We start from the raw sequence: 25,116 nt of genomic DNA, 5'->3' as shown, positions 1-25,116 counted from the left end.
GCCCAATCAGCATGGATGGAAGTTTCCTTACCCTTCCTGTATAATGAAAATTAATTAATTTTTATAAAAATGTGGTGTTATTATACTATGAATGAAGAAAAACTATCAAAGCGGCTAGAAACAGTCGCATCTTACATACCAAAAGGGGCTATATTGGCAGATATCGGCTCTGATCACGCATACTTACCATGTTATGCATTCTTAAACGGAATGATTTCTAAAGGGATTGCAGGAGAAGTTGCTGAGGGTCCGTTACAATCAGCAAAAAAACAAATTTCAAAAAACCAACTAGACTTAAAATTAGAAGCACGTAAAGGTGATGGCCTAGAGGTCATCCAACCAAATGAAGTAACATGTATTACCATTGCAGGAATGGGGGGCTCACTTATCCGTTCTATTCTTGAAAATGGCAAAAGTAAATTACCTGGTGTAAAACGACTTATCCTCCAACCGAATATTGGAGCTTCCACAGTCAGAGAATGGCTAATTGAAAACGAGTGGGAACTAATAGCCGAAGAAATTTTAGAAGAAGACAAAAAAATCTATGAAATATTAGTAGCCGAAAAAGGAAACCCACTCAAACCCTATCAAAATAAAGAACAAGAACTATTGCTTGGCCCATTTTTAGTAAAAGAAAAAAGTCAAACTTTTAAGAAAAAATGGGTGCAAGAATTAAAACACTGGGAAAAAATCGTGGCACAACTTGACGCAGCAGGTGAAAGTCCTGAAAATCGGTCTCGTAAAGAAGAACTCGAGCAGAAAATCACATTTGTAAGGGAGGCATTAATATGAGCAAAATCCCTAATGGATTTGAAGTGATTCAAGTTTTTGAGCAATTTTCTCCAAAGCATTTAGCCGTTGAAGGGGACAGAGAAAAAATCGGTCTTCAAATTGGAACATTAAACAAACCGGTAAAAAAATGATGGTTGTACTTGATGTGTTAGAAAATGTGGTAGATGAAGCAATAGCAAATGATGTAGATTTAATTATCGCCCACCACCCGCCAATTTTTCGCCCTTTAAAAGCGATTCAAACGGATACACCTTCGGGAAGGATCATTGAAAAATGTATTTTACATAATATTTCAGTCTATGCTGCACATACAAATTTAGATGTAGCTGTGGGCGGGGTTAATGATTTGTTAGCTACTGCATTAGAGTTAACAAATATTGAATTATTGGCTCCGACCTATGAAGAAAAACTAAAAAAACTAGCTGTATATACTCCGAGAAAATCTGCCGATGAAGTTCGAACAGCTTTAGGAGAAGCTGGTGCCGGTTTTATTGGAAACTACAGTCATTGTACATTTAATACCCCTGGTATCGGAACATTTTTACCTCAAGAAGGGACGAACCCTCATATCGGAGAAAAAGGTAAATTAGAAGAAGTGGATGAAGTGAAGATTGAAACAATCTTTCCAAGCAGTCTACAAAAAAAGGTTATCACAGCTTTGCTTAAGGCCCATCCCTATGAAGAGGTTGCATACGATATTTATCCTGTTGAAAATGAAGGTAAGATGCTGGGACTTGGTAGGGTCGGGTATCTTGAACAGGAAATGACTCTTGAGGAGTTTGCTTCACACGTGAAAGATAAATTAGAAGTAGATGGACTTCGTGTTGTCGGTTCCCTTAGTGATAAAGTCAAAAAAGTTGCTGTACTTGGTGGAGACGGTAATAAATATATTTCACACGCGAAAAGAGCAGGGGCAGATGTGTATGTAACTGGAGATTTGTATTATCATGTCGCTCATGATGCAATGATGATGGGGCTTAATATTGTTGACCCGGGTCATAATGTTGAAAAAGTAATGAAAAAAGGCGTAGCTACTATCCTTACCAAGCGTCTTAAAGAAAAGAAATATGAGGTTACGGTGATCTCGTCAGAACTAAACACAGATCCATTTACATTTTTATAAAAAAAGGTACTCCATTTTATCGTGGAGTACCTTTTGATTATTTTTTTGGAACTTTAACTTTAGGTAACACTTTATGAAGTGGTACTTTTCGAACTCGTTCCCATGTTTCTTCATTTTCAGGATCAAATTGTTCTAAAAAGTTAATGACTTCTTTTGTAATCGGCGTTGGGGTTGAAGCGCCGGCTGTTACTGCTACCTTCTCTACTCCCTCAAGCCATTCAAGTTGAATATCACTTACATCTGCTACACGATAAGCTTTCGTTCCTGCAATATCTTCAGAAACCTGTGCTAGACGATTGGAGTTATTACTCTTTGGATCACCAACTACAATTGTTAGGTCTGCCACTTTTGCTTGTTCAGCAACAGCTTCTTGACGAACCTGTGTAGCTAAACAAATTTCATTATGAACTTCAGTATGTGGAAACTTTTCCTTCACTTTTTCCATAACATGGAGAACATCCCATTGACTCATCGTAGTTTGGTTGGTTACAACAAGCTTTTCACTGTCAAGCTTAAGATTTTCTACATCTTTAACCGTTTCAACAAGATGAACATATCCAGGTGCTACACCTAATGCACCTTCTGGCTCAGGATGGCCTTTTTTTCCAATATATATGATGTGGAAACCTTCGGCTGTTTTTTCTTTGATTAAATCATGTGTTCTTGTGACATCCGGGCAAGTAGCGTCAAGGGTAACAAGCCCCCGTTCTTTCGCTAAGCTTTTCACCTCAGGTGAAACACCGTGTGCTGTGAAAATAACGGTGCCTTCTTTAACCTGATTTAATATATCTAAACGATTTGATCCATCAAGAGTAATAATGCCTTCTTCCTCGAAGGCATCTGTTACATGTTTATTATGAACAATCATTCCTAGTATATAAATTGGTCTTGGTAAAGTTTTATCTAAAGCAGCATTTTTTGCAATAACCATCGCATCTACTACACCATAGCAATAACCGCGGGGTGCAACTTTGATTACTTCCATGCACTTCTCCTCCTCAGGTAATAAATCGGATAGTTCATACCTACTGGTAATCTCGTAATCTCGTATTTATTATATCTGAGTATGAAGGATATATCAAAGGACTTTTAAATGTAAAGCTTTGGCACGGATTTACCTGAACCTTTTGCTTTCTGCTGTTCTTCTTCATTTTTTAACTCTTCACCATCTGAAGTAACATCAGAAAGTGAGATTGTTCCATTCTCTTCTTCCTCTGCATTACCTGTGTTTTCTTCATTACCTGCATTTTTAATAGCGCTGTACATTTTTATCATTGAAGGGATATTTTTCATAAGTGGACCATATTGCTGAACCATTGGAACAACAGATTCAGCCATCTTTAACGTTTTTTGTACATTTCCTAACATAGAGCTTAGATTTGAAGGGTTTGCTAAATTTTGAAGGGTGCTTGTGTTCACCCCTTGTGAAGGATTGAAGATTCCAGGCATGCCTCCCATTCCTTGCATCGGGTTTGACTGCCCCATGCCAGGAATTAGTCGTTTTAACAGGCCACCTAGGCCAGATTTACCCTGCATACCCCCCAGGCCAGCTCTACCCTGCATACCCTGCATACCCCCTAGGCCAGCTCTACCCTGCATACCCTGCATGCCCCCCAGGCCAGCTCTACCCTGTATACCCTGCATACCCCCCAGGCCAGCTCTACCTTGCATACCACCGTACATTCCTGGTGGACGGAAACCAAATTGTTGCGGATACATGGACTGTGGCCTCATTTGATTCATTGGTTGTCGTGGAAAAAACATTTACTTCTCCTCCTTTCCAAATACCTAAAATAAGTAGAAGAATGAGTATCGTGATAATACCTTATTTTAAGGATATGCGGAGGGTGGTATAAATGTTTAACAAATCAGGTAAATGGGCTGGTTGGTATTTTTACTCGCTTTCCTTTATAATAAATTGTTAGGTTATAAATAATACATATTTATAATTCAAATTAGAGGTGCGCATTCTATACATAATAAATTTATATTTAGATAAATGAGGGATCGTTATGACAGTACGAAATTTTGAAAATTTTAAGTTTCAGCCGTTTATATTAGAGGCTTTACGTGAAATTAACTTTACAAAACCGACTGAAATTCAAGAAAGATTAATACCCAGCATTCAGCGAGGAGAAAATGCAATTGGTCAATCACAAACAGGGACTGGTAAAACACATGCTTATTTATTGCCAATTATTGATAAAATTGACCCGACAAGACAAGAGGTACAAGCAGTAATAACTGCTCCAACAAGAGAGCTTGCTACGCAAATCCATCAAGAGGTTGGGAAAATCATTAAATTTAGCGAGGAAAGTCCAATTACTGCAAAATTATTTGTAGGTGGAACTGATAAAGCACGAGCAATTGAAAAACTAAAAACACAGCCACATATTGTTGTTGGAACTCCTGGTAGAATTCATGATTTAGTGAAAGAGCAGGCTCTTCAGGTTTATACTGCTAGTAAAATAGTGGTAGATGAAGCAGACCTAATGCTTGAAATGGGATTCATTGAGGATGTGGATCAAATCGCATCAAGGATGATAGAAGACCTTCAAATTTTAGTATTTTCTGCCACCATACCTGAAAAGTTAAAACCATTTTTAAAAAAATATATGGAAAACCCAAGATACACACATGTAGCTCCAGAACAGGCTACAGCTGCAAAGGTAGAACATATACTAGTTCCACTGCGACATCGGAATAAGCTAAACCTTCTTCAGTCGATGTTAGAAGTGTATAATCCATACTTGGCAATTGTTTTTACAAACACGAAAAAAATGGCTGATGAAGTAGCTGATGGCCTAATCGCTAAAGGGATGAAAGTGGGAAGAATCCACGGCGACCTTCCTCCACGTGAACGTAAAAAGGTGATGAAACAAATTAATTCATTAGAATTCCAATATGTTGTTGCAACTGATTTGGCTGCACGAGGTATTGACATTGAAGGTGTAAGTCATGTCATTAATTATGAACTGCCTAATGATCTTGATTTTTATATTCATAGGGTTGGTAGAACTGCAAGAGCGGGTTTTTCAGGGATTGCTGCAACTATTTATGAACCAGCAAATGAAGATGCAATCGTAAGGCTTGAAAAGATGGGAGTAACTTTCGTAAATATGGACCTTGAAAAAGATGAATGGGTCAATATTGGTGAACGAAATAAACGGAAAGCTCGCAAAAAACAAGTTGATGAAGTGGATAAACTTGCACAAAGCAAAGTTAGAAAGCCTAAGAAAGTGAAGCCAGGTTATAAGAAAAAAATGAATAAAGAAATGGAAGAAATTAAAAAACGTCAAAAACGTTTGAAGAGAAAATAAGCAATATTTATGGTAAAATAGTTGTATGAAATAGGGTAAGGGAGATTGGAGTGGTTTAGCATGCTTAAAATAGGCTCACATGTTTCAATGAGTGGGAAAAAAATGCTTCTTGCTGCAAGTGAAGAAGCAGTATCATATGGTGCAAACACATTTATGATCTATACAGGAGCACCACAAAATACGAGACGTAAAAAAATAGAAGATTTAAATATTGAAGCTGGACAAGCTCATATGAAAGAAAACGGGATTGATGAAATAGTTGTTCATGCTCCATATATTATTAACATCGGTAACACCTCTAACCCTGCTACTTTCGAACTAGGTGTAAACTTCTTACGTTCAGAAATTGAGAGAACAGAAGCTCTCGGAGCAAAACAAATTGTCTTACACCCAGGAGCACATGTAGGTGCAGGTCCTGAAGCTGGAATCAAGAAGATTATTGAGGGCTTAAACGAGGTTCTGACAAAGGATCACAGCGTACAGATTGCGTTAGAAACGATGGCAGGAAAGGGCTCTGAATGTGGACGTTCATTCGAAGAAATTGCTCAAATTATTGATGGAGTCACACATAATGAGAACCTATCCGTTTGCTTTGATACATGTCACACCCACGATGCTGGTTATGACATTGTGAATGACTTTGACGGGGTATTAAACCAATTCGACAAATTAATTGGTATAGATCGTATTAAAGTCCTTCATATAAATGACAGTAAAAATGAAAAAGGGGCAAGTAAAGATCGCCATGAAAATATTGGCTTTGGAAAAATAGGGTTTGATGCCATCAAGTATATCGTCCATCATCCTTCTCTTGAAAGTGTCCCTAAAATCCTTGAAACACCATATGTCGGTGAGGATAAAAACAATAAGAAAGCTCCATATAAGTTTGAAATTGAGATGATTCGCGGGAAATCATTTGACGAAGGCTTATTAGAGAAAATTATCAATCAATAAATTGAAAAAGCTGTCTAGTATTGACAGCTTTTTTCAACTGGTGAATTTGATAAATAATTGGTTTAGTTTTCTTGCGACCTCAGGACTAGTAACACGGGCAATCTCCCTTAAAAGTTGATTTTTTTCATCTGGATTAAAAATATTAATATTTTTGTTTTTCCGAATTAATTTTAAAACATTTGTAGCTTGTTGTTTGGATACATATATATCGTATTGCTTCCCGTATTTCATTAGGTCATCTGGTGTTAACGTTTTTAATTTTTGGTTAATGATTTGTTGATAAATATTCATTGTTAGAATCTTCACCTTCCTCTCGTTAGTCTATTTCATCATGAGTTGGTGTGTGCATAAAACAATCTATAAAAAAAGGTAATTCATTTCGAATTGGAGTGATGGGATGAACAGAGTGCACAAGAAGGAAAGCGTTTTCCATAGAGTGCTAAGAGTTGTCATGATTATGATTGGTGCAGGTTTAGCTGCAACCTCCATTGAACTTTTCTTAATTCCAAACAAAATTATTGATGGTGGAATTATTGGTATATCCTTAATTGTTGATTATTTAACACCAAGTTATATTACATTTGGGTTTCTTGTCGTGGTCTTTAATCTACCATTTATGTATTCTGGCTATAAGCAAATTGGCAAAACCTTTATGTGGTCTTCAATTTTAGGTATTGTTGCACTGGCGATAATCGAAACCTTGCTTCACTATATACAACCGTTTGATATTGAACCAATTCTTGCAGCTGTATTTGGAGGTCTTCTTCTTGGTACAGGGGTAGGGATTGTAATTCGCAATGGTGGATCGATGGATGGAACTGAAATTTTATCCATCATTTTAACAAAAAAATTACCGTTCTCTGTTGGGGAATTTGTAATGTTTATCAATATCTTTATTTTTGCAGTTGCTGGTTTTGTATTTGGTATTGAGTCAGCAATGTATTCCGTGTTAGCCTATTATATTGCCTTTAAAACAATAGATGCGGTGGTGGAGGGCTTAGACGAAACAAAGGCTGCAATTGTCGTTTCTGATCAGTTTGATGAGATTTCTGATGCTATCTTACATCGCCTTGGTCGTGGTACAACGAAACTGAAAGGTAGAGGTGGATATACAGACGAAGAAAAGGAAGTTGTGTATGTAGTTGTGACAAGACTTGAGGTAACTAAACTTAAAGGTATTATTCAGGAGATTGATCCAAATGCGTTTATTACGATTATGGACACGCATGAAGTAAGAGGTGGCCGCTTCAAATCAGCTGTCCACTAATAAAGGATTAGCCCTTTTTTAAAAAGTTCTGTTAACAAACAGTTCCTTTCAAAAATGGGTTAGTCTTTTTTTGTCATTATCAATTTCTTTACTTTATGAAAATCATCCTGTATACTTCATAAAGTATAAATCGTAATGATTCTTAATAAGGGCGAAATAAACTGTAAATAAGGTGATTACTTGAAAAAAACAAATTCGGTATTAACCATAAAGGACCTTTCCTATCGATATGACAATCAAACCGTATTAGAAAATATTCACTTAGTTGTCCCTAGCGGCTCGTTCTTGGCTATTGTGGGCCCTAATGGTTCTGGGAAAACAACTCTTTTAAAAAGTATTCTTGGACTTGTAAAACTTCAGAAAGGATCCATCGAATTATTTGGGACACCGATTTCGAAGTTTAAAGACTGGACTAGAATCGGTTTTGTTTCCCAAAAAGCTAATAGTTTTAACTCAGGATTTCCGGCCACTGTTTTTGAAGTTGTTTCTAGCGGACTGACAGCAAAGCTAGGATTATTTCGTTTTTTTAAGCATGAACATAAGAAAAAAGTAATCGAAGCTCTTCAATCTGTTGGTATGGAAAAGTTTTTATATCGGAACATTGGAGAGCTTTCTGGAGGTCAACAACAACGTGTCTTTATCGCAAGATCTCTTGTTAGCGAACCAGATCTCCTCATCCTTGATGAACCGACAGTGGGTGTTGATGCACAAACAGTCCAAACTTTTTACAATATGCTTGAAGATATAAATAAAAAAAAGGGAATTACACTGATTTTAGTTACTCATGACGTAGGGACCATTTCGGATAAAGTGTCACATGTTGCGTGTTTGAATAAACATCTGCATTTCCATGGAAGTGCGAAAGAATTTGACATGTTTGCAGACCCAGATTTATCCCAATTTTATGGACATTCGCTCCAAGTAATTACCCATGATCATAGCCATGGAAGGTGAAACAATGCTAGTAGACATTTTTCAATATGAATTTTTACAGAATGCATTCCTAAGTGGTTTGCTGATTGGATTTATAGGACCTTTACTAGGGGTTTTTATTGTGGTTAGGAGACTCTCACTCATCGCTGACGCATTAAGTCATGTTACATTAGCAGGAATAGCTGCAAGTCTCTTACTGGAAAAAAAGTTGGGCTTATCAACGCCAATTAATCCAATTTACATGGGAATGACATTTTCAGTCGCCGGTTCTCTTTTTATTGAACGGTTAAGAACGGTGTATAAGCATTATCAAGAGCTGGCAATTCCAATTATTTTATCAGGTGGGATTGGTTTAGGAGTTATTTTTATTTCTCTTGCTGACGGCTTTAATACAGATTTATTTAATTATTTATTTGGTAGTGTGAGTGCGATAAGCCGGTCTGATTTATGGACCATCCTCGGAATTTCCGTGCTTGTTATTTTGATTGTTGTGTTTCTATACAAGGAACTATTTCTTTTATCATTTGATGAAGAGCATGCAGCTGTTTCAGGGATAAATTCGAAAACCATTCACTTTATCTTTATTGTTACTGTTGCATTAGTAATAGCAGCATCGATGAGAATTGTCGGCATTTTATTGGTGTCATCTTTAATGACATTACCGGTTGCGGCAGCTATTCGGATATCAAAAGGGTTTAAACAAACCATTATCCTCTCTGTTGTATTTGGAGAACTTGCAGTCATTTTTGGATTAGTGCTTTCATATTATCTTGACTTGGCTTCTGGAGGAACCATCGTTGTATTAGCAATCATTATTCTTTTAGGTGCAATAAGTTGGAAAAAATGGTGGAAAGGAAGAGCAGTATGAATGTATCTGAAGCAATGCAGTTAATGAAAGAAAAAGGGTTTAAACATACAGGAAAAAGGCAAGAAATGCTTGAACTATTTTCTACTTCTGATAAATATTTAACAGCCAAGGATGTTTTGGACAGATTAAAGGGAAACTATCCGGGACTAAGCTTTGATACGATTTACAGAAACCTTTCACTATTTGTGGAACTAAATATTCTGGAGATGACGGAGCTTTCAGGTGAAAAACATTTCCGATTTACTTGTGGTGGAAGTCATCACCACCATCATTTTATTTGCTTAGAATGTGGAAAAACAAAAGAGATTGAATCCTGCCCGATGGATAAAATGATCGATAATTTATCGGGATATGATATTACTGGCCATAAATTCGAAATTTATGGATCATGCCCGGATTGTAGAGAGTAAATAGTCGCAACGCAATTTATGTTAGAATTTATACTGGTTCTATAGTTAATGATTAACAATCATATTTCCCTCTTCCTTAACTCATACTATAAATGCTCCTTACCCATAAGGAAAGCGAGGGATAAGCATGGCAAATGAAGATACTAACGTAAGAAAGATTCGCGACGATGAGTTTGAATACGTTGATCCAAACTTAGGTGCAAATGCTGACTCAAGCTATAATGAGGAAACGGCAGCAGAGGTTGCCGCTCCAATCAATTATGGAACCACAAAGCGTGAGGCGAACTATGTAGGGGATAACACTCAAGATAGAGCAGGTGGTGCAGGCTTAGGCTGGCTTGCTCTTGCTTTATCAATCATTTCCTTATTTGTAATGCCTGTATTATTAGGAGCAGCAGGTATTATCATTGGTTTTATCGCACGTCGACGTGGAGCAACTGGTTTAGGAGCATGGGCAATCGGGATTGGTGCTGTATCGATTATCGTAGGCATCTTTATCCTCCCATTCTTTTAACAAGTAAAACCATATGAAATATAAAATAAGCCCGACACTTTCGTGTGCCGGGCTTATTTTTATCTTTGTTGTTTCTAACGCAAGCACCCTCAGCCCCTCGATGTCATAAGCTAATCCCGTCAATAAGGATATAAGGCATCCTTCTCACCGGCTATTCTTATGCTTGTTGGACTTGCACAGGATGTGCTGACAACGACGTTTGCCACAGGACGTGGCAGTAGTTAGTCGATGTTCCTCTTGCAAGGCGCTTTTCTATTTTTCAGCAGCTTGTTTTGCGTAATATTCTTCAGCAAGCTTGTCAATTTCTTTTTTCAATTCTTCTACCATGGTTTCTTCAGGTACTTTACGTACAGTTTTACCGTGACGGAATAGTAGGCCTTCTCCTCGTGCACCTGCAATACCGATATCAGCCTCACGAGCCTCACCAGGACCGTTTACCGCACAGCCTAATACTGAAACCTTTATTGGTGCTTTAATTGTTGAAATATACTCTTCAACTTCATTTGCAATTTTGATTAAGTCAATTTCAATACGTCCGCATGTAGGGCAAGAAATTAATGTTGCAGCATTAGCCGCTAAGCCAAATGACTTTAATAATTCTCTAGCAACTTTTACTTCCTCGACAGGGTCTGCGCTTAGTGAAATACGTAACGTATTTCCGATTCCCTTACTTAAAATAGCACCTAAACCAGCCGCACTTTTAACTGTTCCAGAGAAAAGTGTTCCAGATTCAGTAATCCCTAAGTGTAGTGGGTAATCGAACGCCTGAGCGGCTTTTTCGTAAGCTTCAATTGCAAGTGGTACACTAGATGCCTTCATTGACACGATAATATCGTGGAAATCAAGGTCTTCTAATATTTTAATATGATGCAATGCACTCTCAACCATACCGTCCGCTGTTGGATATCCGTACTTATCAAGGATACGTTTCTCTAAAGAACCAGCGTTTACACCGATACGAATTGGAATTCCTTTTTCCTTCGCTGCCTTTACAACAGCTTCCACCTTTTCTTTACGACCAATATTACCAGGGTTAATCCGAATTTTGTCGGCTCCGCCCTCAATCGCTTTTAATGCTAATTTATAATCAAAATGTATATCAACTACAAGTGGAATTGAAATTCTCTTTTTGATTTCTGGAATTGCATTTGCTGCACGCTCATCAGGACATGCTACGCGAACAATTTGACAACCTGCTTCTTCAAGGCGTTTGATTTCTGCAACGGTTGCTTCAACATCATGTGTCTTTGTAGTGGTCATACTTTGAATAACTACTTCATTGTTACCACCAATCGTTAAATTCCCTACCTTTACAGGACGTGTTTTAGTACGATGGATGATTTCACTCACGAATATCGCTCCTTTAAGTTAAAGCTTTATAATCATTTGTCACTTATATAAGGGTAATCCTTTATTAAAAAAATATCTAGTCTAAAGGATCATTACTTGCCTATTTTACAGTTGAAATAATAAATTGACAAGAAAATACCCTTATTCATTTGTATATAATGGGAATTTATACGTTTTACCAATTTGTAGAAGCTCGGCTTTGCTTTTAGGGTTAAGTTCCTCGAAATCCTTAATGACAGATTCGATGGATGTGATCTGCTTCCCTTCATTCAATTCTTCAACTATTGATAGTAAAGTGTCACCGGCCGTTACCTTCATTTCCTTATATGGATGAATTGGAGTTTTAACAATCACTTCTTCGGCTGATACTGTTTTATTTTTTACTACTGGTAGTGTTCCAACACTTACATCGTAATAAATAATATACAAAATAAATACAATCGCTAGAAATCCAAAAAAACGCTTCATCTCAAGCCCTCCAGTAAGTCTACTTACTACAGAATATGCTTGTCCTGCCCATATATTCCTAAAGTTAATAGAAAAGAGACAACAATTTAATAGGGAAACTAGAAATACATATTTTGACTGGTTGAGTTAAAAATAGGCGTACGAGAGTAAATAGGATTCTTAATGTTACAGGTTTGTAAATTTACTTAATATTACCTTTACATAAAAAAAGACTAGGGTACTATTTTTTATGGGTTTGCTTACAATATCAAAAATATAGGAGTTGGCATTGTGGAATTAGATGTACAAAGTATGATATTTCAGTTTATAGGTGGACTAGGTATCTTCCTATTTGGTATCAAATATATGGGGGATGGACTGCAAAAGTCTGCTGGAGATAAACTACGGGATATTTTAGATAAGTTTACAACCAACCCATTTATGGGTGTTCTCGCCGGTGTTTTTGTAACTTGTTTAATCCAAAGTAGTTCAGGAACTACAGTAATAGTAGTAGGATTGGTTAGTGCAGGGTTTATGACGCTAAGACAAGCAATCGGCGTTATAATGGGAGCAAATATAGGGACAACGATTACTGCTTTTATCATTGGTATTAAAATTTCCGATTACGCACTACCGATTATAGCACTTGGAGCAATCCTATTATTTTTCTTTAAAAATAAAAGAATTCATAACTTTGGACAAATTGTGTTCGGCTTTGGTGCTCTTTTCTTAGGATTGGAGCTAATGGGAGATGGAATGAAGCCTCTCCGTACTCTTGAAGCGTTTCATGATTTAACTGTAAATATGAGTTCAAACCCCATTTTGGGTGTTGTAATTGGTACGGCATTTACTGTAATCGTCCAAAGCTCAAGTGCCACGATTGGTATCTTGCAAGGATTATTTGGTGAAGGTTTGTTAGATATTAATGCAGCATTACCGGTATTGTTTGGTGATAACATCGGGACAACAATTACTGCTGTTTTAGCTTCTATCGGGGCATCGGTTGCGGCGAAAAGAGCTGCTTTAACGCACGTACTCTTTAATATCATCGGAACAACCATATTCATGATTTTACTTGTACCATTTACGAAGTTTATTATCTTTTTACAAGATGTATTAAATCTTAATCCAGAAATGACAATTGCATTTGCACACGGTACATTTAATGTGACAAATACAATTATTCAGTTCCCGTTCATTGCAGCCTTAGCATTCATTGTTACGAAGTTAATTCCAGGTGAAGAATCAATCATTGAATACAAAGCGAAACATTTAGATCCTGTTTTTATACAACAGTCCCCTTCGATTGCATTAGGACAGGCAAGGGAAGAAGTTGTACGAATGGGAGAATTCGCAGTTAAAGGTCTTGAGGAAACGAATACGTATTTAAATGAAAAATCGCAAAAATTTGCGGATAATGCACTTCAAATCGAAGATGCTATCAATAATCTCGATAAAAAAATTACTGACTACTTAGTCAAAATTTCAACTAGGTCGCTTTCAGCGCAGGAATCTGGGTTGCACTCTACGTTAGTTAATACTTGTCGTGACATTGAAAGAATTGGGGATCACTTCGAAAACGTAGTAGAATTGGTTGACTACCAAATTTCAAATAAAGTTAAGTTAACCGAGGGTGCAATGGAAGATTTAAATGAAATGTTTAAATTAACAACCTATACAGTAAGTGAAGCAATACAATGTCTTCAAAATAATGATCGTACTGTTGCGATAGATGTTGTTAAACAAGAGGAAAAAATCGATTCGATGGAGCGTTCATTAAGAAAGAAGCATATTCTTCGGTTAACTGAAGGTAAATGTTCGGGACAAGCAGGTATTGTTTTCGTGGACATTATAAGTAATTTAGAGCGAATTGGTGACCATGCTGTAAATATTGCAGAAGCAGTTTTAGGAGAAAGACATCTTTAATATTCTTAAACCAAAAGATACAAGGCAAATGTATGCCTTGTATCTTTTTTAAAAGGAGGCCAATAGTGTGGGATTTCTTATGTGGGCGATTATTATTGTATTATTTGTGATTGCGTTTGTTGGGCTTGTCTATCCAATTATTCCAAGTGTGCTCTTTATTGCAGCAGGTTTTTTAGTTTATGGATTCTTTGAAGGTTTTGATTCATTAACGATTGTGTTCTGGGTGATTGAAGGATTGTTTCTACTATTATTGCTTGGGGTGGATTACGCAACTAATTTACTTGGCGTGAAAAAATACGGTGGAAGCAAAGCAGCTGTTTGGGGAAGTACGATTGGACTTCTTATTGGCCCCTTTATAATTCCGATTTTTGGAATTATCATTGGTCCATTTGTAGGAGCATTTTTAGCTGAATTACTAGTACATAAAAAGAATCTTAAAGATTCATTTAAAAGTGGTGTAGGTTCTTTAATCGGTTTTCTAAGTGGTGTTCTAGCAAAAGGAATGATTCAAGCCATCATGATTATCTATTTTTTAATTGTTGTTTTTTAATTGAATAATTTCATTGTGGAAAGGGAACTTTAAATCTGGTGATAATCATTATGTATGAAAAAGATGTAGTGAATAAGTAGTGCTTTTTATTTGAAAGATTATACTTATTTTGGTAATCTAACAAGTGAGGACTACTGAAGACGAAACGTTTTCAAAAGGTTCAACATTATGTACATATTTAAGGAGGAATAAAACAATGGCATACGAATTACCACAATTACCTTATGCTTATGATGCTTTAGAACCACACATTGATAAGGAAACAATGAACATTCACCACACTAAGCACCACAATACTTACGTTACGAATGTAAACAATGCAATTGCTGGTAAGGCAGATCTAGAAAGCAAATCAGTAGAAGAGCTAATTTCTAATCTTGATGCTGTTCCAGAAGATATTCGCACTGCAGTAAGAAACAATGGTGGTGGACATGCTAACCACAGCCTTTTCTGGACAATTCTTTCTCCAAACGGTGGCGGTGAGCCAACTGGTGAATTAGCTGATGCAATCAACAGCAAATTCGGAAGCTTTGAAGCATTCAAAGACCAGTTCACAAAAGCAGCAACAACTCGTTTCGGTTCTGGTTGGGCTTGGTTAGTTGTTAACAACGGTGAGCTTGAAGTAACAAGCACTCCAAACCAAGACTCTCCATTAATGGAAGGTAAAACTCCAGTTCTTGGTCTTGATGTTTGGGAGCACGCTTACTACCTCAACTATCAAAACCGTCGTCCTGATTATATTTCTGCATTCTTTAATGTAGTAAATTGGGAAGAAGTAGCAAACCGTTATAACTCTGCAAAATAATTACGCAAATGTGTATTTGATTAAAGGCCAGTGGATGTGTCCACTGGCTTTTTTCTTATTTGTTGGCACCCTCCGCTTTTCTTTGTGTTTAGCTCCAGGCGCCATAGGCTCGGTCATAAGTCAACCGCTTCGGAGTGTAAATTGCACCTTCTGTCAGCGCTTGTCTTATGCTTTTCGGACTTGTACAAGACGTGCTGATATCGACGTTTGCCACAGGACGTGGCAGTTGTTAGTCGATGTTCCTCTTTCAAGGCGCTTGCACTTTTCTTTGTATATCTCCTTTTTTTTATCGCACAATAATGAGTGTAGATAGTAAAGGGGAGTCAGCAAATGTTTCGTTTTAACAAGGTACTCGGTGATGTACCCATACACAAGGATTTGATTTTGTTACTTATCATAGGTGGATTGTATGCACTAAGTATTGCCTTATCAAACACATTTGTAAATGTGTACTTATGGAAGCAGTCAGGCGATTTTAAGGATTTAGGCTTATATAATTTAGCCGTCGTCGTCTTACAGCCATTAACCTTTATTCTTGCAGGAAGATGGGCCAAAAAAATTGATAGAGTAATCGTACTGAGGCTTGGAGTTTCATTCTTAGCCATTTTTTATATCACGGTTTTATGGATTGGCGAAAGTGCCTCACAATATCTACTCCTTTTAGGGGCATTGCTTGGGATAGGTTATGGTTTTTATTGGCTAGCGTTTAATGTTTTAACCTTTGAAATCACGGAGCCTGAAACGCGCGATTTTTTTAACGGCTTTTTAGGATTGCTTGGTTCATTTGCGGGAATGATTGGACCCATTGCAGCTGGACTTATTATTTCTTCAATGGAAAGCTTTACTGGCTACACTGTCATTTTCGGAATATCTTTAGGATTATTTTCAGGCGCAGTTGTGCTTAGCTTTTTCTTAAAAAGGCGGAGTGCCGAAGGGGATTTTGTTTTTGGACGAATTCTAGCTGAACGCAAATATAATTCGAACTGGAAGAATATCTTACATGCACATTTTTTCCAAGGAATCCGTGAAGGGACATTTGTATTTGTTATTTCCGTATTTGTTTTCGTTGCAACTAAAAGTGAGTTGGCTTTAGGAAAGTTTGGTTTAATTAATTCAGCCGTCTCCTTTTTGTTTTATTTTCTAGCAACGAGGTTAATCAAAAAGAAAATGCGCAAAAAGGCAATACTTATTGGTGGTTTGCTGATTTATTTTGCAATATTTGCGATTCTTTTTGAGGTAACCTATGCAAGGCTGATTTTATATGGTGTTATCATTGGCGCAGCATACCCTATTTTACTTGTACCATATAATTCATTAACTTATGATGTTATAGGTAAGGGATGGAACGCAAAAGAAATGAGAATTGAATATGTAGTTGTCAGGGAGATCTTCTTAAACCTTGGAAGGATTCTATCGATTGTATTGTTTTTAATTGCTGTCATATTTTTTGATGAAAAGCAAAGCATTCCCATCTTGCTTGCGGTCGTCGGAGCGGGACATATTCTATTGTATTTTCCAATCAGGCAAGTCGAAATTCAAAATGCATCTGGACCAGTTCAAACTAAATCTGCTGCAAATCGAAAGTTAATTGAGGGCGAAGGTGGATCCACAGCATAACCCATTATTTAATAATGGAAAAAAGTTTGAGTTTCTTTTACAATAGAGAGTAAAGGCACCTAGCCTGGCTAGGTGTTTTTTTATTCATACGTAATTAGCCAATAGATAAAAGTAGTAATAGGTCAAAAAAATAAAGGGTAGTTGGTGTTCATGATCAAAAAGAAAAAATCACATGTGCCATTTCGTCTAAATATGTTATTTTTTGCTGTCTTTTTACTTTTTTCAGCTCTCATTCTACGACTCGGGGTTGTTCAAATTGTACATGGTGAAAAGTTTCAAAAAGAAGTAGACAAAACGGAAGATAAAATTGTGAATCTTCCTGTTCCGCGTGGAAAGATTTACGACAAAAATGGAAATGTCATCGTAGATAATAAAGCATTAAACGCGATTACATATACGCGTGCTCAAGGAACAAAGCAGGAAGATGTAGTAGAAGTTGCAAAAGAACTTGCGAAGTTAATTCAAATGAAAACGGACAAAGTAACAGAACGTGATTTGAAAGACTTTTGGATGCTAAAGTATCCTGAAGCGGCAGAAGCCAAGGTAACAAAACAGGAAATAAAGAAAATGGAAGACGGAGATTTATCAAGCAAGGATATTTATAAACTCCAAATTGAACGGATAACGGAAGAAGACCTTAAACAAATCACAAAAGAGGATCTTGAAGTAGCAGCAATTTTTCGTGAAATGACAAAAGGCTATGCACTTGTTCCTCAAATTGTTAAAAATGAGAATGTGACACCAGAGGAATATGCTGTAGTGAGTGAAAACCTTGAGCATTTGCCAGGTGTAAACACGACAACCGATTGGATTCGTGATTATAAATATGATTTCACGCTTAAATCAATTCTTGGCAGAATTTCTGACACGGATGAAGGACTTCCAAGCGAAAAACTTGATTATTATTTAGCTCGTGGCTACAACCGTAATGACCGAGTAGGATTGAGTTATTTAGAGGAGCAATATGAATCTGTCTTACATGGCCAAAAGGCAAAAGTGAAAAATGTCATTAAAGGGAATGCTGTCCAAGAAACGATTATGATTTCGGAAGGACAAAGAGGTAGTGACCTTGTTTTAACTATCGATATGGAGCTTCAACAGGCGGTCGAAAAAATCATTGAAGAGCAGATGCTAGCCCATAAACAAATGAGAGGCACACAATATATGGACCGCGCCTTTGTCGTCATGATGAACCCCAATACTGGTGAAATTTTAAGTATGGCTGGAAAGGTCTATACAAGAGGGAAAGACGGCAAAATGGGATTCCAGGATTATGCGCTAGGAACAATGAATGCAGCCTTTGAAATGGGATCTTCTGTCAAGGGTGCCACCATGTTAACGGGTTATAATGCTGGTGTTATTGATATTGGTTCTATGTACTACGATTCACCAATGGTAATCGGAAAAGGTTCACCAAAGGGTTCTTGGAAAAACTTAGGTCCAACTAATGACCTTAAAGCACTTGAAATGTCTTCAAACGTATATATGTTTAAGTTATTCCTTGAATTAGCCGGTGGACATTATGTTTATGGTCAACCAATTTCCATTGATACCGATGCATTTCGTACTGTAAGAAACTCTTTCGGTCAGTTTGGTTTAGGTGTGAAGACGGGAATTGACCTACCAGGGGAAGCGACAGGATACCCAGGTGCAGAACTAACGCCTGGTCTTCTAATGGACTTAGCGATTGGACAATATGACACCTATACAACTTTACAATTGGCTCAGTATGTGTCAACAATTGCAAATGGCGGGTATAGAATGCAACCTAAGATTGTCAGAGAAATTCATCAACCGACGATGGACGAAAAAGAGTTAGGTCCGATTCAGAAACCATTTGAACCAACCGTCATGAACAAACTAGATATAGAGAAAAAATATATTGAAAGAGTTCAGCAAGGTTTTAAATTAGTTTTTCAAGGATCAAGAGGGACAGCACGCAGCGCATTTGCAGGGAAACCATATAATCCAGCAGGAAAAACAGGTTCTGCTCAATCCTTCATAAATGGTGTAGAAGCAGTTAATAGTACACTTGTCGGTTATGCACCATTTGACAACCCTGAGGTAGCTTTTGCTGTAGTAATACCTTACGCATATTACGGAAATACTTCACATTCAATGAACCTAAAAGTTGGGGCAGAGATATTAGACAAATATTTTGAACTGAAAGAAAAGAGAGCAACCCAGCCACAAAATCAACCTGATCAAACGACTGAACAGGAACAAGAAACACCTGCGAATGAGGATGAGGCACAGGGAACTGAATAATAAGTAAGCAAAGCCTAACGAAACTTCGTTAGGCTTTTTTCTATATGTAAAAAGCAACAACGTATGAGAGAAACAGCCATTCTGTTTAATAACGAGAATTAATTCGACAAAATTCTTCACTTTTATCGAATTTACAAAACCTTTACATTCAATTCATACGAGATTAATAGAATATGATTATTCTAATCATGTAAGACAAAGCAAAACAAACTCACTCTTAGGGGGAATTAAGGAATGAAACGCTTGAAGTTCTTAAGTTTAGCAATGATTACAATCACAATGCTAGTATTAGCTGCATGTGGAAATGAAAGCAATACGAATGAAAATGATACAGAGACAGGCAGTGAAAACGCAAGTGCTGAAGAATTAGAAGGCAGCGTAGTGATTGATGGATCTGGAACAGTATTTCCTTTCATGTCGAAAATGGCAGAAAATTATATGTTAAATGAACAAGAAAATGTATCAGTAGAAGTAAGTCGCGCTGGAACAAGTGCTGGATTCAAAAAGTTTTTAGTTGAAGAAGGCGGAACAGACTTTAATGATGCTTCACGCCAAATTAAAGACGAGGAAGCAACTACTGCTAAGGATCTTGGCATTGAAGTGAAAGAGTTAAAAGTTGCGCTTGATGGCTTAACATTCGTTGTTAACCCTGAAAACGATTGGGTAGATGAACTTACACAACAAGAAGTAATTGATATTTTCTTAGCAAGTGCTGGTAAGAAAAATTGGTCAGATGTTCGTTCTGATTTTCCAAATGAGCCAATTAAAACATACGGTCCTAACGAAAACCATGGTACGTATGAATTCTTCTGGGAAAATATTTTAGAAGAACAAGATTTAGTGGCTGAAGCAAATCTTCAACAAGAATATTCAACATTAGTAGATTTAGTTTCAAAAGATAAGAATGCAATTGCATTCTTCGGATATGGTTATGCAGTAAATAACACAGATAAAGTAAAAATTGTAAAGATTGACTTTGGTAATGGTGCTGTTGAACCTAACCTAGATACAATCAGTGAAGATGGCGAATACGGTCCATTCACAAGACCAGTATTTACGTACCTAAATGTCAATATGGCAAAAGAAAAGCCACAAGTATTAGACTATGCAATCTACACAATGAAAAATGCAGCTGATGTAGCATCAGAAACTGGATTCGCACCACTTCCAGAAGACGAACTACAAAAAGCAGTTGAAGAATTAGAAGCTTTAAAATAAAAAATCTTTAAGAAGATGAGAGCAAATTTGCTCTCATCTTCAGGCTTAAAAAAATAGATAGATAAAAATTTGGTCTTGAAAAAATGATGACATCGTTTGAAGGGAGTTTATCATGAAGGATGGTTCTAAAGCTTTAAATGTGCGTGAGATGATTGCTCAAAACAAAAACAATAAAAGTTTTAACAGATTAATTGAAAAAGTCATTCCAAAAGGCTTGCTCTTAATTGCAATTATTTCTATTTTAACGACGATTGGTATCGTCTTTACTCTTCTATTTGAAACATTCGAATTCTTTAAACGCGTACCGTTTCTTGACTTCTTTAGCGGTACCGTATTAAAACCCCTTGGCGATAATGCCGAATTTGGGGTATTACCTCTATTAACAGGAACGATTATTTCATCGGCTATAGCAATGCTAGTCGCAATTCCTGTCGGTTTGATGGCTGCTATCTATTTAAGTGAATATGCTTCAGACCGAGTGAGAAGAATTTTAAAACCTATTCTTGAAATCCTTGCAGGAATTCCGACGATTGTATATGGTTTCTTTGCTTTAACGTTCGTGACACCTCTTTTACGATCTATTTTTCCTGGTCTTGAACCAACCAATATCCTTAGTCCAGGTATCGTAATGGGAATTATGATTATTCCAATGGTTGCATCTCTTTCTGAGGATGCCATGAGTTCTGTGCCAAATTCCATGAGAGAAGGCGCACTTGGCTTAGGTTCGACTAAACTTGAAGTAACATGGAAGGTTGTTATTCCTGCTGCAATGTCTGGAATTATTGCTTCTTTTGTTCTTGGTATCTCTAGGGCAATCGGAGAAACGATGATTGTTACGATTGCGAGTGGAAGTTCAAAGAACTTTACATTTGATATTACCCAATCTATGCAAACAATGACTTCTTATATTGTTGAAGTTAATAGTGGTGATGCACCTGCTGGATCAACTTTATATTATAGTTTATATGCCGTAGCTATTACACTATTCGTATTCACATTAGTTATGAACCTACTTGCACAATATATTTCTCGCAAGTTTAAGGAGGAATATTAAAATGAAATATGTAAATACAGCCCAGGTGCAAAAAAAATTAAACACACGTCTACTTACAAATAAAATAGCAAAAAACATATTTCTAATTTCAATTTTATTCAGTTTAGTGATTCTATTAATCCTTTTTTATCGTGTTATCTCGCAAAGTCTTGGGTGGATAGATCTTCAATTTTTAGCAAGTAAATTATCAACTGTCGCTGAAAACGCTGGGATTATGGGTGCAATCCTAGGAACCCTTTGGTTAATGATTGTTGTTGCACCAATTACCCTATTTCTTGGAGTCGGTACAGCAATCTATCTTGAAGAATATGCAAAAAAAGGACGTCTCCAACGCTTTATTCAAACGAATATTTCAAACCTTGCGGGTGTACCTTCTATTGTATTTGGTATTTTAGGACTTACCGTTTTTGTTCGTGGCCTTGGTTTAGGGAATATTGTTTTAGCGGGTGGACTTACGATGTCGTTATTAGTTCTTCCGATTGTGGTCGTTGCGAGTCAAGAGGCTATTCGTGCAGTTCCCGGATTCTTACGTGAGGCTTCATACGGAATGGGAGCTACGAAGTGGCAGACAATTAAAAATGTCGTATTACCTGCTTCATTACCTGGAATTTTAACCGGAGTTATATTAGCACTTTCAAGAGCAATTGGAGAAACAGCTCCACTTGTTGTTATCGGAATACCGGCACTATTGATTCCATTTCCTGATAGCATTTTTGACAAGTTCACTGTATTGCCAATGCAAATTTATTATTGGACCCTAGATTCAGCACTTGTAGCAGAATATGCAAATCTTGCTGCTGCAACAATTGTTGTCCTATTAGTCATATTATTTTTAATGAATTCAATTGCAATCATAATCCGAAACAAATTTCAGAGAAGATTCTAATCTAAAGGGGAGTACTCTAACAATGACATTACAAGTCGAAACGAAAAACAACCTAAATATAGATCAAACAGATAAAAATATTGTCTACGATACAAAGGATTTAAATCTATGGTATGGGGAAGACCATGCTTTAAAAAATATTAATTTTCCAATCTATGAAAATGAAGTAACAGCTATTATTGGACCATCAGGATGTGGAAAATCAACCTATATTAAAACTTTAAATCGGATGGTTGAACTAGTTCCAATCGTTCGTATTTCAGGTGAGATTTTATATAGAGGAAAGAACATTTTCGATAAAACGTATAAAGAAGAGGAGCTCAGAACACGAGTAGGGATGGTGTTCCAAAAACCGAATCCATTTCCAAAATCCATTTATGACAATATTGCATATGGTCCTCGTATTCACGGGATTCGAAACAAAAAAGTATTAGATGAAATAGTAGAAAAAAGTTTACGTGGGGCAGCTATTTGGGATGAGGTAAAAGACCGACTCCACGAAAATGCATATGGCCTTTCAGGTGGTCAACAACAAAGAATTTGTATTGCTAGATGTTTGGCCATTGAACCTGATGTCATTTTAATGGATGAGCCGACATCTGCACTTGATCCCATTTCAACTTTAAAGATTGAGGAACTTGTTCAAGAGCTTAAGAAAAACTTTAGTATCATTATCGTTACTCATAACATGCAACAAGCAGCAAGAATATCTGATCGAACAGCATTTTTCCTAAGTGGAGAAGTCATCGAATACGCAAAAACTGATAAAATGTTCTCTAACCCATCTGATAAGCGTACAGAAGACTATATCACAGGACGTTTTGGATAAAAAACAATAAGAGGGGGAGTAGAGCATGGCAATACGCACTACATTGGATAAAGATTTAGACCGTCTAAAAGAATTACTAGTTGAAATGGTAAACCTTTCAAAAACAGCTGTTGAAAAATCAGTTCAATCACTTGCTGAACAAAATATCGAAATGGCTGAGCAAATCATCAAAGAGGATCAAAAAATTAATGAACTTGAAGAACAAGTCAATAACTTAATCATTCAATTGATTGCTCAACAACAACCAGTAGCATCCGATTTACGTACTATCATCGCAGGTTTAAAAATTTCAAACGATGTTGAACGAATTGGGGATCTTGCTGTTAATATCGCAAAATCCGTTATCCATATCGGAGACGGCCAACTAATTAAGCCAATCGTGGATACTCCTAAAATGGCTAATATGGCTTTAAACATGTTAAATAATGTAATTAAAGCCTATATCGAAAAAGATATAGAATTAGCAATTGAAACGGCCAAAGCAGACGACGAGGTTGATGAATTATATGGTAAAATCATCAAAGAACTCCTTGAATTAATGCCGAGTAAACCAAATTCTATGAATCAAATTTCTCAGTTATTCTTTGTTTGCCGTAACATCGAACGGATAGCAGATCATACAACAAATATGTCTGAACATATCATTTTCATGGTAAAAGGTAAAAATGTTGATTTAAATGCATAAGAAAAAACTCAAGCCCATTACGCGTGGCTTGAGTTTTTACTTTGTGATAATATTTGCAATTTCCTCAATACTCATTTCATTTGTTACTTCATATGTACCAATTTGGATGGCTGTATTTAAATCATGCTCAACTAAATATTGATTAAATTCATCTGCATCTGCTATGATTTTTGCTTTTGCGAGAGCATCCGCAATTTCACTACTATACATCCCCGTATCAATCGTTAAGACATATATAATTTTTGGGGGTTTTTCCTCTTTTGGTGATTCCGTTTTTTCTGTTATATCCTCTTTAGGAGGTACAGTTGGTTGACTAGGCTGGTTATTTTCCTTTTTTACGGGTGGAACTTTGTCCTGTTTTTCTTGAAGTTTGTTATATTCTTCTATCGAAATCTTTTTAAAGCCTTCTTGCTGAAGAAATTGGTCGACTTGTTTTTCGTTAATTGGAGTCTTTTCGTTACCGGAATAGTACATCGACCCAAATACAATAGTTGAAACGATAATGCCGATTGAAATTCCTCGTAATAAATATTTATCCATTAGATAAGCCCCATTTTCTTTGCTTGTTCCAAGATAAGTCGCACTTCTTCAACTGGTACATTTGTTTTTCTTCCGATTTCCTCATAGCTAAAGCCTTTATCATATAAGGATAAAATTGAAGAATTTGATAAGGACATGGCACTCGTTTGGGGTGGTCCCATTTCATAATTGATATCATTTGTAAGCAGTTCTTCTTCAAGCACTTTTATTTTTTTCTTCAAAAGATACGTTTCCTGTATCATCGATAGCGAAAGTTGATCTATTTCTTCTTGTACCATTTTAAGTCGGTCCTTACCATAAAATGATATAATTAGAAGTAGGACTGCTAGAGCTAATAAAATTATAATTGCGTATTCCATACCTTCACTCCATTCCACTACTTATCTTATCGTAACTTGATAACATGGACAACATTATGTCACATGAATAATTATATTTTGGTATAATGTTTGGAAATTATTTTCTTTAAAAAATAGGACTGGAATTTTAAGAAGTAAAATGGTATGATAGGAAAGTCTGATTAAAGCTTTATATGTTTGGAGGGAATGAACATGCGTGTTAAAATCACTTTAGCTTGCACTGAAACTGGTGATCGTAATTATATTACAACTAAAAATAAGCGTAACAACCCTGACCGTCTTGAGCTTAAGAAATATTGTCCAAGACTTAAAAAGGTTACTCTACACCGTGAAACAAAGTAACAGTAGGAAGCAATTTCCTGCTGTTTTTTTTATAATATAAATGATTAGCAATGAGGGGG

26 protein-coding genes and 1 pseudogene are annotated in these 25,116 nt (G+C 36.6%); 20 read left to right on the top strand and 7 right to left on the bottom strand.

What is annotated here, in order from left to right; translation table 11 throughout:
• Positions 1–87: 87 nt before the first annotated feature.
• Both BTHG_RS18110 and BTHG_RS25355 read left to right on the top strand, forming a co-directional pair.
• A complete protein-coding gene (locus BTHG_RS18110) occupies positions 88–792 on the top strand; it encodes a tRNA (adenine(22)-N(1))-methyltransferase (RefSeq protein WP_010678150.1) in 705 nt (234 codons plus the stop codon).
• Positions 789–1,915 (top strand): annotated as a pseudogene (locus tag BTHG_RS25355) (Nif3-like dinuclear metal center hexameric protein). The gene BTHG_RS18110 and the pseudogene BTHG_RS25355 overlap by 4 nt, the downstream one beginning before the upstream one ends.
• A 37-nt stretch (positions 1,916–1,952) precedes the next feature.
• Here the strand turns inward: BTHG_RS25355 and BTHG_RS18100 are convergent.
• Together BTHG_RS18100 and vrrA are read right to left on the bottom strand one after the other, a co-directional pair.
• Complete coding sequence (locus BTHG_RS18100; RefSeq protein WP_010678147.1) at positions 1,953–2,900, bottom strand: 4-hydroxy-3-methylbut-2-enyl diphosphate reductase; 948 nt, start codon at positions 2,898–2,900, stop codon at positions 1,953–1,955.
• A gap of 104 nt (positions 2,901–3,004) precedes the next feature.
• Positions 3,005–3,679 carry a YqfQ protein gene (vrrA, locus tag BTHG_RS25975; RefSeq protein WP_010678146.1) on the bottom strand — a complete coding sequence of 225 codons (675 nt, stop codon included), beginning with the start codon at positions 3,677–3,679 and terminating at the stop codon, positions 3,005–3,007.
• A 248-nt stretch (positions 3,680–3,927) separates the two neighbouring features.
• Here vrrA and BTHG_RS18090 point away from each other — a divergent pair, with 248 nt between their 5' ends.
• A complete protein-coding gene (locus BTHG_RS18090) occupies positions 3,928–5,235 on the top strand; it encodes a DEAD/DEAH box helicase (protein WP_010678145.1) in 1,308 nt (435 codons plus the stop codon).
• A 60-nt stretch (positions 5,236–5,295) separates the two neighbouring features.
• A complete protein-coding gene (locus BTHG_RS18085) occupies positions 5,296–6,189 on the top strand; it encodes a deoxyribonuclease IV (protein WP_010678144.1) in 894 nt (297 codons plus the stop codon).
• Between the two features lie 33 nt (positions 6,190–6,222).
• Here BTHG_RS18085 and BTHG_RS18080 read toward each other — a convergent pair whose 3' ends face one another.
• Positions 6,223–6,495 carry a DUF2624 domain-containing protein gene (locus BTHG_RS18080; RefSeq protein WP_232284498.1) on the bottom strand — a complete coding sequence of 91 codons (273 nt, stop codon included), beginning with the start codon at positions 6,493–6,495 and terminating at the stop codon, positions 6,223–6,225.
• Positions 6,496–6,586: 91 nt separating this feature from the next.
• Here BTHG_RS18080 and BTHG_RS18075 point away from each other — a divergent pair, with 91 nt between their 5' ends.
• The 5 genes from BTHG_RS18075 (at position 6,587) to BTHG_RS27985 (ending at position 10,181) form a co-directional block, all read left to right on the top strand.
• Positions 6,587–7,456 (top strand): YitT family protein, encoded by an 870-nt coding sequence (locus BTHG_RS18075; protein WP_042342258.1) that lies wholly within the window; start codon positions 6,587–6,589, stop codon positions 7,454–7,456.
• 180 nt (positions 7,457–7,636) lie between these two features.
• Positions 7,637–8,410: a metal ABC transporter ATP-binding protein gene (locus BTHG_RS18070; protein ID WP_010678141.1), complete on the top strand. Its 774-nt coding sequence runs from the start codon at positions 7,637–7,639 to the stop codon at positions 8,408–8,410.
• A gap of 4 nt (positions 8,411–8,414) precedes the next feature.
• Positions 8,415–9,257 carry a metal ABC transporter permease gene (locus BTHG_RS18065; RefSeq protein ID WP_010678140.1) on the top strand — a complete coding sequence of 281 codons (843 nt, stop codon included), beginning with the start codon at positions 8,415–8,417 and terminating at the stop codon, positions 9,255–9,257.
• A complete protein-coding gene (locus BTHG_RS18060) occupies positions 9,254–9,667 on the top strand; it encodes a Fur family transcriptional regulator (RefSeq protein ID WP_010678139.1) in 414 nt (137 codons plus the stop codon). Before BTHG_RS18065 ends, BTHG_RS18060 begins: the two co-directional genes overlap by 4 nt.
• Before the next feature lie 127 nt (positions 9,668–9,794).
• Complete coding sequence (locus tag BTHG_RS27985; protein ID WP_010678138.1) at positions 9,795–10,181, top strand: hypothetical protein; 387 nt, start codon at positions 9,795–9,797, stop codon at positions 10,179–10,181.
• 252 nt (positions 10,182–10,433) lie between these two features.
• On the opposite strand, the gene ispG is transcribed toward BTHG_RS27985, so the two are convergent.
• Both ispG and BTHG_RS18045 read right to left on the bottom strand, forming a co-directional pair.
• Entirely contained in the window at positions 10,434–11,537 is a 1,104-nt protein-coding gene (gene ispG / locus BTHG_RS18050) for a flavodoxin-dependent (E)-4-hydroxy-3-methylbut-2-enyl-diphosphate synthase (RefSeq protein ID WP_087947080.1), read from the bottom strand.
• Between the two features lie 135 nt (positions 11,538–11,672).
• Positions 11,673–11,999 (bottom strand): hypothetical protein, encoded by a 327-nt coding sequence (locus BTHG_RS18045; protein WP_010678136.1) that lies wholly within the window; start codon positions 11,997–11,999, stop codon positions 11,673–11,675.
• A gap of 270 nt (positions 12,000–12,269) precedes the next feature.
• Here BTHG_RS18045 and BTHG_RS18040 point away from each other — a divergent pair, with 270 nt between their 5' ends.
• The 10 genes from BTHG_RS18040 to phoU all read left to right on the top strand — a co-directional run bounded on the left by BTHG_RS18040 (position 12,270) and on the right by phoU (position 23,816).
• Complete coding sequence (locus BTHG_RS18040) at positions 12,270–13,904, top strand: Na/Pi cotransporter family protein (protein ID WP_010678135.1); 1,635 nt, start codon at positions 12,270–12,272, stop codon at positions 13,902–13,904.
• 67 nt (positions 13,905–13,971) lie between these two features.
• Positions 13,972–14,454 carry a DUF456 domain-containing protein gene (locus tag BTHG_RS18035; RefSeq protein ID WP_010678134.1) on the top strand — a complete coding sequence of 161 codons (483 nt, stop codon included), beginning with the start codon at positions 13,972–13,974 and terminating at the stop codon, positions 14,452–14,454.
• A gap of 196 nt (positions 14,455–14,650) precedes the next feature.
• On the top strand, positions 14,651–15,259 hold the full coding sequence (gene sodA, locus BTHG_RS18030; protein WP_010678133.1) for a superoxide dismutase SodA: 609 nt from the start codon (positions 14,651–14,653) through the stop codon (positions 15,257–15,259).
• 330 nt (positions 15,260–15,589) lie between these two features.
• Positions 15,590–16,876: an MFS transporter gene (locus tag BTHG_RS18025; protein WP_010678132.1), complete on the top strand. Its 1,287-nt coding sequence runs from the start codon at positions 15,590–15,592 to the stop codon at positions 16,874–16,876.
• A 150-nt stretch (positions 16,877–17,026) separates the two neighbouring features.
• Entirely contained in the window at positions 17,027–19,144 is a 2,118-nt protein-coding gene (locus tag BTHG_RS18020) for a peptidoglycan D,D-transpeptidase FtsI family protein (RefSeq protein WP_010678131.1), read from the top strand.
• 234 nt (positions 19,145–19,378) lie between these two features.
• A complete protein-coding gene (locus tag BTHG_RS18015; protein WP_010678130.1) occupies positions 19,379–20,362 on the top strand; it encodes a PstS family phosphate ABC transporter substrate-binding protein in 984 nt (327 codons plus the stop codon).
• A 112-nt stretch (positions 20,363–20,474) separates the two neighbouring features.
• Positions 20,475–21,416 (top strand): phosphate ABC transporter permease subunit PstC, encoded by a 942-nt coding sequence (gene pstC / locus BTHG_RS18010; RefSeq protein ID WP_010678129.1) that lies wholly within the window; start codon positions 20,475–20,477, stop codon positions 21,414–21,416.
• A gap of 1 nt (position 21,417) precedes the next feature.
• Positions 21,418–22,302, top strand: a complete 885-nt coding sequence (pstA, locus tag BTHG_RS18005) for a phosphate ABC transporter permease PstA (protein WP_010678128.1) — start codon at positions 21,418–21,420, stop codon at positions 22,300–22,302.
• Positions 22,303–22,324: 22 nt separating this feature from the next.
• The gene (gene pstB / locus BTHG_RS18000) at positions 22,325–23,131 is read left to right on the top strand and encodes a phosphate ABC transporter ATP-binding protein PstB (RefSeq protein ID WP_010678127.1); all 807 of its coding nucleotides are present in this window, start codon (positions 22,325–22,327) and stop codon (positions 23,129–23,131) included.
• Between the two features lie 25 nt (positions 23,132–23,156).
• A complete protein-coding gene (gene phoU / locus BTHG_RS17995) occupies positions 23,157–23,816 on the top strand; it encodes a phosphate signaling complex protein PhoU (protein ID WP_010678126.1) in 660 nt (219 codons plus the stop codon).
• A 36-nt stretch (positions 23,817–23,852) separates the two neighbouring features.
• Here the strand turns inward: phoU and BTHG_RS27485 are convergent, their stop codons facing one another.
• Entirely contained in the window at positions 23,853–24,356 is a 504-nt protein-coding gene (locus BTHG_RS27485; RefSeq protein ID WP_010678125.1) for an endolytic transglycosylase MltG, read from the bottom strand.
• Positions 24,356–24,715: a hypothetical protein gene (locus tag BTHG_RS17985; protein ID WP_010678124.1), complete on the bottom strand. Its 360-nt coding sequence runs from the start codon at positions 24,713–24,715 to the stop codon at positions 24,356–24,358. Before BTHG_RS17985 ends, BTHG_RS27485 begins: the two co-directional genes overlap by 1 nt.
• A 192-nt stretch (positions 24,716–24,907) precedes the next feature.
• Here BTHG_RS17985 and rpmG point away from each other — a divergent pair, with 192 nt between their 5' ends.
• On the top strand, positions 24,908–25,057 hold the full coding sequence (gene rpmG / locus BTHG_RS17980; protein WP_010678123.1) for a 50S ribosomal protein L33: 150 nt from the start codon (positions 24,908–24,910) through the stop codon (positions 25,055–25,057).
• Positions 25,058–25,116: the final 59 nt, after the last annotated feature.

This window comes from Bacillus timonensis (genome assembly GCF_000285535.1).
Lineage (GTDB): Bacteria > Bacillota > Bacilli > Bacillales > Bacillaceae_L > Ferdinandcohnia > Ferdinandcohnia timonensis.
This window is presented reverse-complemented; position numbering and strand designations above follow the sequence as displayed.